Source organism: Mariniflexile jejuense, from assembly GCF_042675665.1.
Taxonomy (GTDB): domain Bacteria; phylum Bacteroidota; class Bacteroidia; order Flavobacteriales; family Flavobacteriaceae; genus Mariniflexile; species Mariniflexile jejuense.
The window spans coordinates 325,028-339,759 of record NZ_JBHTJI010000001.1; the positions used below are offsets into that span (position 1 = coordinate 325,028).

The 14,732-nt window shown below is 30.1% G+C and carries 14 protein-coding genes; 9 read left to right on the top strand and 5 right to left on the bottom strand.

The features are described from left to right. Window positions 1-49: 49 nt before the first annotated feature. Window positions 50-1,063: an L-glyceraldehyde 3-phosphate reductase gene (gene mgrA, locus ACFQ1R_RS01405; RefSeq protein ID WP_379924309.1), complete on the top strand. Its 1,014-nt coding sequence runs from the start codon at window positions 50-52 to the stop codon at window positions 1,061-1,063. Between the two features lie 4 nt (window positions 1,064-1,067). On the opposite strand, the gene ACFQ1R_RS01410 is transcribed toward mgrA, so the two are convergent. After that, the gene (locus tag ACFQ1R_RS01410; protein WP_379924310.1) at window positions 1,068-1,748 is read right to left on the bottom strand and encodes a hypothetical protein; all 681 of its coding nucleotides are present in this window, start codon (window positions 1,746-1,748) and stop codon (window positions 1,068-1,070) included. Window positions 1,749-2,379: 631 nt separating this feature from the next. On the opposite strand from ACFQ1R_RS01410, the gene ACFQ1R_RS01415 reads away from it, so the two are divergent. Further along, window positions 2,380-2,937, top strand: coding sequence for an ExbD/TolR family protein (locus tag ACFQ1R_RS01415; RefSeq protein ID WP_379924311.1), 558 nt, complete (start codon window positions 2,380-2,382; stop codon window positions 2,935-2,937). A 1-nt stretch (window position 2,938) separates the two neighbouring features. Here ACFQ1R_RS01415 and ACFQ1R_RS01420 read toward each other — a convergent pair whose 3' ends face one another. Beyond that, entirely contained in the window at window positions 2,939-3,364 is a 426-nt protein-coding gene (locus tag ACFQ1R_RS01420; RefSeq protein WP_379924313.1) for a 3D domain-containing protein, read from the bottom strand. Between the two features lie 84 nt (window positions 3,365-3,448). After that, a complete protein-coding gene (locus ACFQ1R_RS01425) occupies window positions 3,449-3,925 on the bottom strand; it encodes an Hsp20/alpha crystallin family protein (RefSeq protein ID WP_379924314.1) in 477 nt (158 codons plus the stop codon). A gap of 284 nt (window positions 3,926-4,209) precedes the next feature. Between ACFQ1R_RS01425 and ACFQ1R_RS01430 the strand changes: the two genes are divergently transcribed. The 6 genes from ACFQ1R_RS01430 to ACFQ1R_RS01455 all read left to right on the top strand — a co-directional run bounded on the left by ACFQ1R_RS01430 (window position 4,210) and on the right by ACFQ1R_RS01455 (window position 9,350). Beyond that, the gene (locus ACFQ1R_RS01430; protein WP_379924315.1) at window positions 4,210-5,160 is read left to right on the top strand and encodes an isopenicillin N synthase family dioxygenase; all 951 of its coding nucleotides are present in this window, start codon (window positions 4,210-4,212) and stop codon (window positions 5,158-5,160) included. Between the two features lie 78 nt (window positions 5,161-5,238). After that, a complete protein-coding gene (locus ACFQ1R_RS01435) occupies window positions 5,239-5,568 on the top strand; it encodes a translation initiation factor (protein WP_379924317.1) in 330 nt (109 codons plus the stop codon). A 3-nt stretch (window positions 5,569-5,571) separates the two neighbouring features. Beyond that, on the top strand, window positions 5,572-6,513 hold the full coding sequence (locus tag ACFQ1R_RS01440; RefSeq protein ID WP_379924318.1) for a DUF1835 domain-containing protein: 942 nt from the start codon (window positions 5,572-5,574) through the stop codon (window positions 6,511-6,513). After that, entirely contained in the window at window positions 6,503-7,372 is an 870-nt protein-coding gene (locus tag ACFQ1R_RS01445) for a nucleoside phosphorylase (RefSeq protein WP_379924319.1), read from the top strand. The genes ACFQ1R_RS01440 and ACFQ1R_RS01445 overlap by 11 nt, the downstream gene beginning before the upstream one ends. Before the next feature lie 12 nt (window positions 7,373-7,384). After that, window positions 7,385-8,239: a substrate-binding domain-containing protein gene (locus ACFQ1R_RS01450; RefSeq protein ID WP_379924320.1), complete on the top strand. Its 855-nt coding sequence runs from the start codon at window positions 7,385-7,387 to the stop codon at window positions 8,237-8,239. A 79-nt stretch (window positions 8,240-8,318) separates the two neighbouring features. Continuing rightward, on the top strand, window positions 8,319-9,350 hold the full coding sequence (locus ACFQ1R_RS01455; protein ID WP_379924321.1) for a TlpA family protein disulfide reductase: 1,032 nt from the start codon (window positions 8,319-8,321) through the stop codon (window positions 9,348-9,350). A gap of 72 nt (window positions 9,351-9,422) precedes the next feature. Here ACFQ1R_RS01455 and ACFQ1R_RS01460 read toward each other — a convergent pair whose 3' ends face one another. After that, window positions 9,423-10,979 (bottom strand): NAD(P)H-hydrate dehydratase, encoded by a 1,557-nt coding sequence (locus tag ACFQ1R_RS01460; protein WP_379924322.1) that lies wholly within the window; start codon window positions 10,977-10,979, stop codon window positions 9,423-9,425. A 115-nt stretch (window positions 10,980-11,094) separates the two neighbouring features. Then, on the bottom strand, window positions 11,095-11,748 hold the full coding sequence (locus tag ACFQ1R_RS01465) for a T9SS type A sorting domain-containing protein (protein ID WP_379924323.1): 654 nt from the start codon (window positions 11,746-11,748) through the stop codon (window positions 11,095-11,097). A gap of 529 nt (window positions 11,749-12,277) precedes the next feature. Here ACFQ1R_RS01465 and thrA point away from each other — a divergent pair. Then, complete coding sequence (thrA, locus tag ACFQ1R_RS01470) at window positions 12,278-14,722, top strand: bifunctional aspartate kinase/homoserine dehydrogenase I (RefSeq protein WP_379924324.1); 2,445 nt, start codon at window positions 12,278-12,280, stop codon at window positions 14,720-14,722. Window positions 14,723-14,732 lie beyond the last annotated feature (10 nt).

Genomic DNA, 14,732 nt, shown 5'->3' on the forward strand with positions numbered 1-14,732 from the left:
AATTCCTTAAAAAAGTAATTTCTATATTTGAACTATAAATTTTCTGAATATGCAAATTAACGATAAATCTGAAACCAAAGAATACTTAGCTAATTCGCAACGCTATGATGCCATGACTTATAATAGAACAGGAAAAAGTGGTATTCTTTTACCAGCGTTATCACTTGGTTTATGGCACAATTTCGGGTTTGTTGATAGTATTCAAAACGCTAGAAACGTGTTGCGCTGTGCGTTTGATTTGGGTATTACCCACTTTGATTTAGCAAATAATTACGGACCACCATATGGTTCTGCTGAAGAAAATTTCGGAACTATTCTAAAAAAAGATTTCAAAAATTATAGAGATGAACTATTTATAGCTTCAAAAGCAGGTTATGATATGTGGCCTGGTCCTTATGGTAATTTTGGCTCCAGAAAATATTTAATTTCTAGTTTAGACCAAAGTTTGAAGCGTATGGGATTGGATTATGTTGATATTTTTTATCATCATCGCCCAGACCCAGATACGCCTTTAGAAGAAACCATGGGTGCTTTGGCTGATATTGTGCGCCAAGGAAAAGCATTATATGTTGGTATTTCTAATTACCAACCCAAAGAAACGCAAGAAGCTGCCCAAATTTTAAAACACTTAAATGTGCCTTTTATATTGCACCAAGCACGATATTCTATGTTTGACCGTTGGGTTGAAAATGGACTTTTAAACACCTTGGAAGACAACGGTGTTGGTTGTATTGCTTTTTCGCCGTTAGCACAAGGTATGTTAACAGATAAGTATTTAAAAGGCATCCCAAAAGATTCGCGAGCAGCGAAAGACTTAACATTTTTAAATGTTGAAACTGTAAATAGTACGATTGAAAAGGTAACAAAACTAAATGCTATTGCTGAAAACAGAAATCAGAAATTGTCGCAAATGGCACTTGCTTGGATTTTAAGACAACCACAAGTAGCATCGGTTTTAATAGGTGCTAGTTCTACAAATCAATTAAAAGAAAACGTAAAAGCTTTAGATAATTTACAGTTTAGTAAGGAAGAATTGGATTTGATTGATAAAATAGTTTCTTAAAAAACTACTCCTTAACAATAATAATAGTAGCTTTCACACCAGTTGCTAAATTCCAACGGTTTGAAGATACCAAGTTACCTAAATCGTCAATTACTTTAAATTCTGCGGTATTTGGTCCAGATTCGCCTTGGTTTAAAGCTACAAAATCTATTTTATTAAATCCTTTTTGTAAATCGAGTTTAAAACCGCTAAAACCACCGTTTAAAAAAACACTTGCTTGCACTACATCATCATTCACTCTAACTTGAATTAAATCGCCATCAACATAACCATGATCTCTGTACGAAATATTAACCGATGTTGCTTTACTTTTAAAATCTCCAAAATATTGGTCGGTTAAACTACCATTTAGTTGCTCAACTTCTTCTGGAGTAAGCTTCATATTGGCTATATTTTTATCTATTTGTTTTTGGTAAAGTTCTCCAGGATTACCAAATTTTTCACCAAACAAGCTAAACTCTTTTTTAGGTGCTTCAACACCTGTTGAAAGGTTTGGTACATTCAAACTTCCATAAGTTTCAGGTGTTTTTTCTGGTTGCGAAGGTGTGATTTTAGGTGTTTCGTTAGTTTCTTTTTTACTTTCAACCGCAGGAATAGCTGTAGATTTTTTATTGTTACTATCAATTTGTGCATTGGTAACAAATACTAACGATAACGTTGCTATAAAAGTTAAAAAAAATTTCATAATGCGTATTAAATAGGTTTTCCGTACTACTTAAAAACTCAAATTAGTTTCAAAGATATTTTTTTATCTTAAATCTAGCATTTAAATAGACATATTTTACATTCTTTTTAACAATAATCGTTCCTGAATTCAATTAAAAAAATATTTCTTCTTCTTATTCCCTACTCAACTTTGGGTTACAAAAGTTAAAAAATGTTAATTTATTACTTTGTTATACATAGTACTGTAACAAATTTTAATTGCTGTCGTCTACTTTATATAAATCAATTAAAAACAAACAATTATGAGAACTTTAAACACCAATCAATTATCAGACACTTTAAAAAACACAAAGAGTCACACATGGAACAGTAAAAGACGTTACAGATAGTAACGTCTTTATTTTCAAAAAAAATCAATCAATCAATCAAAAAAAACAATGTATTCAACTATCAAAATACCAAACCGTCAAATTTTTTCTTTTGAAAAAAGTTTAACTATCTGTTACTTTAACGAAATTTTAAACACAAATTTTGAATCTAAACGAAAAGGAAATAAGCAATACAAGCTAGCTAGCTAATTTTCAAAATGTTATAAAATTGTGGTATTGTTTTTGTGATTTAAGTTTTTATTAACATTTAAACTTTCACACATGAGACATTCAAAATTAATGCCCGAAGTAAATGCGGGTTCTATGGCAGATATTGCATTTTTATTACTCATTTTCTTTTTAGTAACAGCAACAATTTCTTCAGATGAAGGTATTAATAGGGTTTTACCTCAAGATTGTCCGCCTGGTATAGATTGTTCTAAACCTTTTATTGAGCGAAATATTCTAAAAATTCATATCAATAATAACGACGATATTATGGTTAATGAAACTATTATTCCCATTGCTGAATTAAAAAAAACAACCAAAAAATTTATTGACAATAATGGTGATGGTAGTTGTACTTATTGCAACGGAGATACTGCTTCAAATTTATCTGAAAACCCAAAAAAAGCCGTAATTTCTTTAGAAAACGAACAACAAACTAGCTACAAACAATATGTAGCAGTACAAAATGAATTAACAAAAGCTTATTACGAATTACGAACTAATTATTGTGAACAAGTGCTAAAAAAATCTTCAGATAAATTAACCAACGAAGAATTAAAACTGGTTAAAGACGCCTACCCTTTTACACTTATTGAAGCTGAAAAAAACTAACTTATTTCAAAATACTATCTACTGGTTTTAGAATGCCGTAATGAATGGTAATTTTTTTTCGTCCCCATTTTTTTGCAGCTTTCACATCGGTTCCCATATAAATATCTATTTTGTTTTTCCAACGGTTATGCATCCTATCTTTTACAAAATAAATACTATCAAAACCATCAATTTTAATAGGTGTGTTATGCTTTAAACCTTTTCGAAATAAATCTCTTGAAACAGCAATGTAATTTAAACCCGGTTTTAAACTATCACCAAACGCCGTTATGTGTGGATTTGAATCGGTTTGATTTTTTACCGAATTATATGCAGAAGCCGTAACTTTAAGTTTATGCCACGTATAGTTTTCTTCAAAAGGTGTTTCTTTCTTTTTGCATCCTAATAAAATAAACAATCCTAATACTAAAAAAACTTTGCTATCCATCAACTAAAATTTATAACTAAATATACAAAATTAGTAATACTGGAAACACGAAATAAAAAAAGAGAGCCAATTAGCTCTCCTTTTTTAAGATAATTTAATCTGTTTTATTGGTTTTCTTTTCGCTTCATCTCTCTTTGGAAGATGAATTTTTAAAATACCGTCTGCATAATCTGCCGAAATTTCATCGGTATTAACCGAATGTGGAATTGTAAATGTTCGTTTAAATGATGAATAACCAAACTCTCTACGTGTATAATTTTCCTTTTTCACGTTTGATTCTGTTTTTGATTCTACACCAATAGACAAAATATTGTTATCAATATTAATGTCAAAATCAGATTTTTTCAATCCTGGAACCGCCATATCTATTAAAAATTCATTATCAGAATTAATAACATTTACAGCAGGTAATGTAATACCAGTGTTAAAATTAGACATAAATTCTGTCCCTAAACCTTTACCTAGGATATCATCAAACCAAGATGGTAAGCTCGGTAATAAGTTAAAATTAGTTTCTGCAGGTTTTTTACTGCTTTTTACTGTTGGAATTAAAGTACTCATAATTAAATATTTTAAATTAAACAATAATTTTACTATGCCAATTGCAAATAAAATACCAATTAAAACAAACTGAAAAAATTTTATAAAAACTGACAATTTTTCATTTTAACAAACTACATATCAGTTATTTAAAATTATTTTAATTATCAATTTTTCATAAAGTTTTATGCTTAATAAAGCATCGCACAGTAAATCAAAAATATAGAATACTATAAACCACTATTTGCGGTAAACTATATAATGTTTTTGTACATTTGTTAAAGAACATATTTAATTTATTCCTCATGACAATTATACCTAGCGTAGATTTAAGCGATTTTATCTCGGGAGATGCTGAAAAAAAACAACAATTTGTAAATGCCATTGGAAAAGCCTACGAAGAAATTGGCTTTGTTGCATTAAAAGGCCACTTTTTAAATGATGCTTTAGTTGAAAAACTATACACCGAAGTAAAAAACTTTTTTAGTTTACCAGTTGAAACCAAACAGAAATACGAAATTCCCGGAATTGGTGGTCAACGTGGTTATGTGTCTTTTGGAAAAGAAAGTGCCAAAGGCAAAAAAGAAGGTGATTTAAAAGAATTTTGGCATTTTGGTCAATATGTAGAAAATAATGAGAAGCTTGAAAAAGAATATCCAGCAAATGTAATAGTTGAAGAATTGCCAGAATTTAACAAGGTTGGAAAAGAAACCTACAAAATGCTTGAAAAAACAGCAAAGTATGTATTGCGTGCTTTGGCATTACATTTAGGCTTAGAAGAAACTTATTTTGACAATTATATACTTAACGGAAATTCCATTTTACGCCCAATACATTACCCACCAATTACTCAAGAACCTAAAGATGCCGTTCGTGCTGCCGCACATGGCGACATTAACCTAATAACCTTATTAATGGGTGCACAAGGTCGTGGTTTACAAGTACAAAACCATAAAGGCGAATGGATTGATGCTATTGCAGAACCAGATGAATTAATGATTAATGTAGGCGATATGTTGTCTAGACACACCAATAACAAATTAAAATCTACCATACACCGTGTTATAAATCCACCTCGCGAACTTTGGGGTACTTCACGTTACTCAATTCCATTTTTTATGCATCCAATAAGCGATATGAAACTTAATGTTTTAGATGCATGTATAGATGAAAATAACCCTAAAGCATTTGATGATATTACTGCTGGCGAGTTTTTAACCGAACGTTTAATAGAATTAGGGTTAATTAAAAAATAACGTCATTGTTTTATCTAGTTTAGTCAAGATCTTTTAATAGTTCTCGATTACGCTCGAACAGTCAAATAAATTACACTAATGGATTTACAAGACCAACTAAAGAACCTTTTTCCAGACCATATTCAGGAAGAACCAGTTGAAAATCAAAATGAAGCATCTAGCATTTGGATGCAAAACGATCCTATTATTTGTAAATACGAAAAAAGAAAAGGCAAACCCATAACCATTTTAGAAGGTTACACTGGTGCAACAGACGATTTTAAAATATTAGCAAAAGAAATTAAAACCAAACTAAGTGTTGGTGGTAGTTTTAAAGATGATAAAATTATTATTCAAGGTGATTATCGTGATAAAATTATGAAAATGCTAAAAGAAAAAGGGTTTAATGTTAAGCGTGTTGGCGGTTAATTTATGAATAAGTTACCACTTCATATTACAAATGGCGATGTGCTTACCAACTATTTACATGAGTTAAATATTGAGGGCGACATCATTACATGGCAAGAAATGCTTTGTGAAGGTCCAACTTTAGAACACGTATATTCAGATGAATTTTCGCAACTTAGAAAATCGTTTTTTAATGAGTTTTATGACATCGATTTAAATATTTCTGAAATTAAAACAGCTCTTGATAAGCTAAATCATACCGAAAATTATTCAGAAATTATACTTTGGTTTGAATACGATTTGTTTTGCCACATCAATATGATTGCTGTAATAAGTCTTATTCAGCAAAAGAAAATTAAATTACCATTACACTTAGTTTGTAGTGGAAAAGTTGACAGAAATAAAAACTTAAAAGGCTTAACAGAACTTAATTCTGGACAACTTCTAAAACATTACAGAGATAAAATTGAATTAAAACCCGATGATATTGAAATGGCAACCACTGTTTGGGGTATTTATTGTGGTAAAGACCATAATTTGCTAAAGCCTTTTATTGTAAAAAAATCATCATTTAAATATTTAAGTAATTGTTTAAAAGCACATTTAGAGCGTTTTCCTGAAACTAAAGATGGTTTAAACGTTATGGAACGTAATATTTTAGAAATAGTTAGAGATACCACTATAAAATCTAAACACCATTTATTAGGCTATGCGCTTAATTATCAAGGTTATTATGGATATGGCGATTTACAAATTTCTAGAATTATGGAAAAACTTAGCATCTTTTTTAATGAAGAAAACAACCTTATAAAATTGAACAGAAAAGGTCATGAAGCTTTGTTAGGGCAGCATAATTTTTCATTAGAAATTGATAATAGTATGGTTTTTGGTGGCGTAAATAAATTTGAATATCAATTCAATAAAAAAGAAAACAAACTCATAAAAACAGTATATAATGCTAATTAAAGCTTCAGAACTCATATTAAATCCTGATGGTAGTGTTTATCACTTAAACTTAAAAACAGAACATGTAGCTACAACCATTATATTGGTAGGCGACCAAGATAGAGTTCAAAAAGTTTCAAAACATTTTGATAGTATTGAGTTTGAAACACAAAAAAGAGAATTTAAAACACATACTGGCACTTATAAAGGAAAACGATTAACTGTTATTTCTACAGGTATTGGTCCAGATAATATTGATATTGTTTTAAACGAATTGGATGCACTTTTTAATATCGATTTAGAAACCAGACAACCAAAAAGCAATCTTACCAGCCTTGAAATAATAAGAGTTGGCACATCGGGTTCTTTACAAGCCGAAATTCCTGTTGATAGTTTTGTTTTAAGCACCTATGGATTAGATTTAAATGGCATGCTCCACTCCTATCAAATAGATTCTATTTGCAATCCAAATATTGAAAATGCTTTTATAAATCATACAAATTGGTATTCAAAAAAAAGCCAACCTATTGTAATTAAAAATAGCCATTCATTAGAAAAAAAGTTAGAAAGTGCTTCAACATTTAAAGGCTTAACAGCAACAGCTGGTGGTTTTTATGGACCACAAGGTAGAGTTTTACGATTAGCAATTCAAGATGAAGCACTAAACCACAAAATGGATACTTTCAATTTTAACGGTTTAAAAATAACAAATCTTGAAATGGAAACTTCTGCTATTTATGGGTTATCAAAACTTTTAGGTCATCATGCGGTTTCATTAAATGCGATAATTGCCAATAGAGCCAATGGTACTTTTAGCAAAAATCCGTCGCAAGTGGTTGAAAACCTTATTACCTACACCCTTAATAAAATTATTGAATAAACAATTAATTCTATGAAAACTGTTAAAATAGGTGGCGTACCAGAGCATTTTAATTTAGCTTGGTATTTAACCTTAAAAGATGGCGAATATAAAGAAAGAGGCATTAACCTACGCTGGCAAGATTTTCCTGAAGGAACAGGCGCAATGTGTAAAGCGCTTAGAAATAAAGATATAGATATTGCTGTAATTTTAACAGAAGGCATTATTAAAGATATTATTGCTGGCAACCCTAGTAAAATTGTACAAACCTTTGTACAAACACCATTAAACTGGGGCATTCATGTTGCCAAAAATTCTTCCTATAAAATAATTGACGATTTAAAAGGCACAAAAGCCGCAATAAGCAGATATGGTTCTGGTTCTCATTTAATGGCTTATATAAATGCTGAAAATAATGGTTGGAACTTAAAAGAAGATTTAAAATTTGAAGTTATTAACGATTTAAATGGCGCTATTGAAGGTTTAACAAGCGGCAAAGCAGATTATTTTATGTGGGAGAAATTCACCACCAAACCTTTAGTTGATAATGGTATATTTAGAAATATTGGCAACTGCCCTACACCTTGGCCATGTTTTGTAATTGCTGTGAGAGAGGATTTTATTGGAACAAACAAATCAGATTTAAAAACTATTTTAGAAATAATAAACAATACAACTTCTGAATTTAAAGACATTCCTAGTATTGATAAAACCATAGCAAACCGCTACGAACAACAACTTGAAGATGTACAACAATGGTTAAGCATTACAGAATGGTCGCAAAAATTAATAGATAAAAAAACAGTTAAAACCATTCAAAAAGAATTATTGGCTTTAAATATTATTCCAGAAACACTTCCTTATGAAAAGTTAACTTACAAACTTTAGAAAAATGTTAATGTTTCTCAAAACTATTAACTAAAAACTATTAAACCGTTACTTTTGAATTTCAAAAATTAAAAAAACTATGAAAAAACTCCTTTTATTTACTGCCGCCATTGCTATAATTGCTTGTAAGAATGAACCAAAAGATTATGTTACCCTTTCAGGAACTATTATTGATAAAAGCAGTGATTCGGTAGTAGTTAGATCGCGTACCTATTCAAAAACTATTAAAGTAAATGCCGACGGCACTTTTAAAGATACATTAAAAGTTGAAACTGGTGTTTATAATTTTTTTGATGGAAATGAATCTACAGCACTATTTCTTAAAAATGGTTTTGAAATTGACATTACTTTAGATACAAAACAGTTTGATGAAACTGTAAAATACACAGGAATAGGTTCTGAACACAGTAACTTTTTAGCAAAAAATAACTTAATGCAAGAACAGCTTTTAGATTTAGATGCACTAGGTAATTTAGATATGGCTGGGTTAGAATCAAAATTTGGAGAAATTAAAACCAAATTAACAGCGTTTTATAATACTAACAAGGCTATAGATTCTTCCATAATAAATACCTTAAATAAAAACTTAGATCCAATGCTAAATTATTATAAAAATTATTTAGCAGAAACTGTAGCATTAAAAACATTATTAGCAAAAGGTTCGCCTTCACCTGCTTTTGAAAATTATGAAAACTATAAAGGAGGCACAACATCATTATCCGATTTAAAAGGAAAATACGTGTATGTTGATGTTTGGGCAACTTGGTGCGGACCATGTAAAGCTGAAATTCCTGCTTTAAAGGAATTAGATAAAAAATACCATGGAAAAAACATTCAATTTGTAAGCTTATCAATTGATGATGATAGAAGTCATGGTGGCTCTTGGGATAAAGCTCGCGAAAATTGGAAAGCAATGATTATTGATAAACAATTATCTGGAATTCAATTATTTGCACCAAACGGATGGCAATCGCAATTTGTTTTAGATTATAAAATTAATGGAATTCCGAGGTTTATTTTAATAGACCCAAATGGTAATGTTGTAACGCCTGATGCGCCAAGACCATCGGAAGCAAGTTTAATAGAACTATTTACTTCTTTAAATATTTAATTTTCAATTTAGTATAAAATTTAGCCACGAATACACAAATAATTTAACATTAGTGTATTTGTGGCTTTTTAGCTATTTGTTATTATCAACAATATCATCTTGTTCTTGCTGAAGTTCAGGATGTTTAAATAATTCTTTAAAAGCTTCACCTAAATACTCAATAATATGCGTTGCAATTAAGCTATGGTAACCAAAATCTTCAAGTGCAATATCACCCGATTTTCCATGTAAATACACACCAAAAATAGTTGCTTCTAGTGGTTTATATCCTTGCGATATTAAACCTGTTATAATTCCTGTTAACACATCGCCACTACCTGCTGTTGCTAATCCAGGATTTCCTGTTGTGTTAATATATAATTTGTTATCAAAAACAGTAATTGTATTTGCACCTTTTATTACCAAAATAATATGGTGTTTTTTTGAAAACTGTTTAGCTTTTTCAAGCTTATCAAAATCATTTTTCCATTTGCCAATTAAACGTTCTAATTCTTTAGGATGCGGTGTTAAAACAGTTTGTTCTGGTAATAATTTTAATAAATCGTTGTTTTTTGATAGCATATTAATACCGTCGGCATCAATTACTAAAGGTATTTTATTCTTTTTTAAAAAAGTTTCAAAAGCTTCAACCGTTTTTGAATTTGTACCTATACCAATACCTAAACCAATAACGGTAGGCAAAATTTCATAAGAAATATTGGTTATTATTTCTTCATCTGCATCAGTAATAACCATAGCTTCAGGAAAAGCTGTTTGTAATGGAATATAACCACATTTTGGAACATAAGCTGTTACCAAACCAGCACCAATAGACAATGCTGCTTTACTAGCTAAGGTTACTGCACCAATTTTTCCGTAGCTTCCGCCTATTATTAAACTGTGACCAAAATCGCCTTTGTGAGAAAATTTGGTTCTGGGTATGTATATTGGTAGTACTTCGTGTTTACCTATTAAAATTGCTTCGGTTTCTGTTTTATATAAATATTCTGGATCAAAACCAATATCCAAAACTTCCCATTGTTGTGTGTATTTTGCAGTTTCTGGCAAGAAAAAAACTAATTTAGGCGTTACAAAACTTAAGGTGAAATTTGCCCAAACCACAGCATCTTCATCTTTAGGAATACTATCTGTACTTAAACCCGAAGGCATATCAACTGATAATGTAAATGCCCGTGTTTTTCTAAAATGAACAAAAAGGGCTTTCACCCAAGCATCAATAGGTCTGTTTAATCCAATACCAAAAACAGCATCAACAATAATATCTTCTGTATTAATTTCAGGAAAATCATCTTCGCAACTTAAAAGTGTTGGCCATTTTTTGGTAACGTTTTTAATTCTATCGTAATTAATCAAAAAATCTTTTGAGCGTTTGTCGCTACAATTTACTACATAGGTTTTTACGTTGTAACCATCTAAAATTAAATGTCTAGCCAACACCAAACCATCGCCACCATTATTACCTATGCCGCAAAGAATATGAATTGGTACTTGCGCTCCTTGTAAACGTAAATGCATCCAATTAAAAATTTGTTCACCTGCGCGTTCCATCAAGTCGGTTGAACTTATGCTTTGGCGTTCAACAGTTAGTTTATCACCTTCATAAATTTGTTCTTTTGAAAATAGCTTCATTAATAAAAAGTATTTATAAAATAAAGCCACAATTTAGGGAATAAAAAAATCCTTAGCTACATTTTGACTAAGGATTTATGTGTGTTTTAATATAATATCTTGAAAATAAACAACTTTATTCTTTAATAAATTTCACCATTTCTAGATTCTCTAATTTAAGAATATATAACCCGTTTGCTAAAAACCTAACATCAATTTTATTATCATTTGAAATAGTTCCTCTAGCCATTTCTTTTCCTTGCATGCTATAAATAGTATAATTTTTAGATTCGGCTAAACCAGAAAGACTAATAAAATTGGTGGATGGATTGGGATATGTTTTAATTCTAGCTTTTAAATCTATTTTAATATCTGCTAAACTACTTGTTTCTATGCTACTTACGTTTCCATAAGCTATTCCACTGGCATTTATAGCATAAGATCTTACATAATAAATAGTGTTTGGAATTACATTTTCTAGTTTTGAGTTAAATATATAATCGTCACTTTCTACTACAATTTTATTATCTAAAGTTGTTGGTATTTCTATAGTTGAACTATAAACAAAACCGCGTTCTGTAATAGTTGTGTTACCATTATTAATAATATCTGCTGTTAAATCAATTTGCTTCAATTCAGTATCTAAAACCGCATTTCCACTAATAACAGCTAATGTAATAAGTTTTTTGTTTGATTTTTGCCGTTTAGATTTAGTTTCCTGTGCTTGTGAAAAAACAGTAATTGACAAAAGCACTATCAATAAGGTATTTTGAAGGATTTTAGGTTTCATTTTGAAGGATTTTAGGTTTGAGACACACAAATATAAGATATTTTTTAAAAAAACAACACTTTATCGTATAAAATATACATTTAATCGATTAAAAATAAATAAAATATAATACATATCTTACTTTTTAATAAGATTTGAATAAGTTTAAAAGATGAATTGTAATAGAAGATTAATAGTGTTAGAACTAAATTCAGATTATCATTTTTTTAATTCAAAATCAAATAAGTTCATTTTATTAAAAGAAATTAGCTTCCATATAAGAATACCATAAAAAAAATAATTTAGTTTTTTTATAAACTTAATTGTAATACTTTTGAGTAATTGTTATTACAACAAATAATGAAATATTTACACCAAAATACAGTAAGATTAGCTCCTTTAACTATAAAAGGAACAGCATATTTTTTTGGTACTACAACTAGTATTACCACCCTTTGGGGTTGTTAATTATATATTCCTCGTACTATATTTGTAATTTTTATAATTACAACTCATCAAATATTTTTTTAAATTATCAATTCATTAAAACATGAAGGTTTTAAAATTTGGAGGAACTTCTGTAGGTTCGTCAAAAAACATAAATAGTGTTATTAGCATTTTAGAAGATTATGCTACAAAAGATTCGGTTGTATGCGTTGTTTCGGCAGTTGGTGGTATTACAGATAAGCTACTTTTGGCTGGAAAACAAGCTCAAAATAAAGAAAACAGCTTTACAGAAACGTTTAATACGATTAAGGATATTCACTTAACAATTATTGAAGAATTAAACCCTAATAAAAATGAATCTATCATAAATTATGCTGATTCTAAATTGAATGAACTTAAAAGTTTATTAGATGGTATTTTCTTAATCAATGAATTATCGCCTAAAACATCCGATAAATTAGTGAGTTTTGGCGAATTATTATCAGCATACATCATTGCTGAAACTATGAAAAATCGTGGTATTTCAGCCGATTATAAAAATTCACAAGATTTGGTAATTACCAATTCAAACTTTTCAAAAGCTGAAGTTAATTACGCAATCACAAATAAAAATTTACAAGACTATTTTAAATCGGCTTCACAAAAAACAACGATTCTTCCTGGCTTTATATCAAAATCTGCTTTAGGTGAACAAACAACATTGGGTCGTGGTGGTTCCGATTTTACAGCTGCCATTGTTGCTGCAGCTTTAAAAGTGAAGCAATTAGAAATTTGGACTGATGTAAGTGGTATGTTTACAACCAACCCAAAATTAGTTAAACAAGCCTACCCTATTGATGAAATTTCGTATCAAGAAGCTATGGAATTATCGCATTTTGGTGCAAAAGTTTTATATCCACCAACAGTGCAGCCTGTTTTAGATTTAAATATCCCAATTCACATAAAAAACACATTACAACCTGAAGCTGTTGGTACTATAATTTCTAATGATGAAATTGTATCTACATCACCTGTAAAAGGTATTAGTAATATTGGAAATATTGCCTTATTAACACTGCAAGGTAGTGGCATGATTGGTATTCCGGGGTTTTCAAAACGTTTGTTTGAAGTTCTTTCTCAAGAAAAAATAAATGTTATTTTAATTACGCAAGCATCATCAGAACATTCAATATGCTTAGGAATTGATGAAACCGATGCTGAAAAAGCAAAAACTGCCATTGATGCTGCTTTTGATAACGAAATTGCATTGCATAAAATTGACCCGATTATTGTTGAAAAAGATCTATCAATCATCGCTTTAGTAGGTGATAATATGAAAAATCACCAAGGTATTAGTGGTAAAATGTTCAGCACCTTAGGTAAAAACAACATTAACATTAGAGCGATTGCACAAGGTGCTTCAGAAAAAAATATTTCAGCAGTAATTTTACAAAGTGATGTAAAAAAAGCGCTAAACACCTTGCATGAACAGTTTTTTGAAAGTAAAACAAAACAGCTTAATGTGTTTATTACTGGTGTTGGAAATGTAGGCGAAAAGCTAGTTGAACAAATAAAACAACAACGTCAATATTTAAAAGAGAATTTAAAAATAAACCTTAGAGTTGCAGGATTGTCTAATTCTAGAACGATGATTTTTAATGAAGAAGGCATCGATTTAAGCACTTGGAAAGACCAATTAGCTAAAGGAGAAAAAGCAACATTAGAAGGCTTTTTTGAAAACACTAAAGCATTAAACCTTCGCAACAGTATTTTTGTAGATGTAACTGCAAATAAAGAAGTTGCAAACTTATATACTAACTATTTACGCCAAAGTATAGGTGTTGTAGCTTGTAACAAAATTGCATGTTCTAGCGATTTTGAAAACTATAAATTATTAAAACGTTTATCATTAAAATATAACGCACCATTTTTGTTTGAAACTAACGTTGGTGCAGGGTTACCAATTATTGATACACTTGGAAATTTAATTGCTTCAGGCGATAAAATCACTTCAATTCACGCGGTATTATCGGGTAGTTTAAACTTTGTCTTCAATAATTTTACAGACAAAACCAAGTTTTACGATGTTGTAAAACAAGCTGCTGCAGAAGGTTATACTGAACCTGACCCAAGAATTGATTTAAGTGGTGTTGATGTTGCTAGAAAAATATTAATTCTTGCTAGAGAAAGTGGTGTTGAAATGAATTTAGAAGACATTGAAAACACACCTTTTTTATCAGAATCTGGTATGGAAAGTGATACTGTTGATGATTTCTATCAAACCTTAATTACAGATGAAGCACATTATCAAAGTTTATATGCTTCTGCCAAAGCAAAAAACTGCCAATTAAAATATGTTGCGCAATTTAATAACGGAAAAGCAAGTGTTAGCTTGCAAGAAATACCAAGCGATCATCCGTTTTACAATCTAAAAGGAAAAGATAATATCGTAATGTTTTACACGCAACGTTACCCAGAACAACCTATGATTATAAAAGGTGCTGGTGCTGGTGCCGATGTTACAGCTTCTGGCTTGTTTGCAGATATTATTAGAATTGGAAATGATTAATTAAGACGAT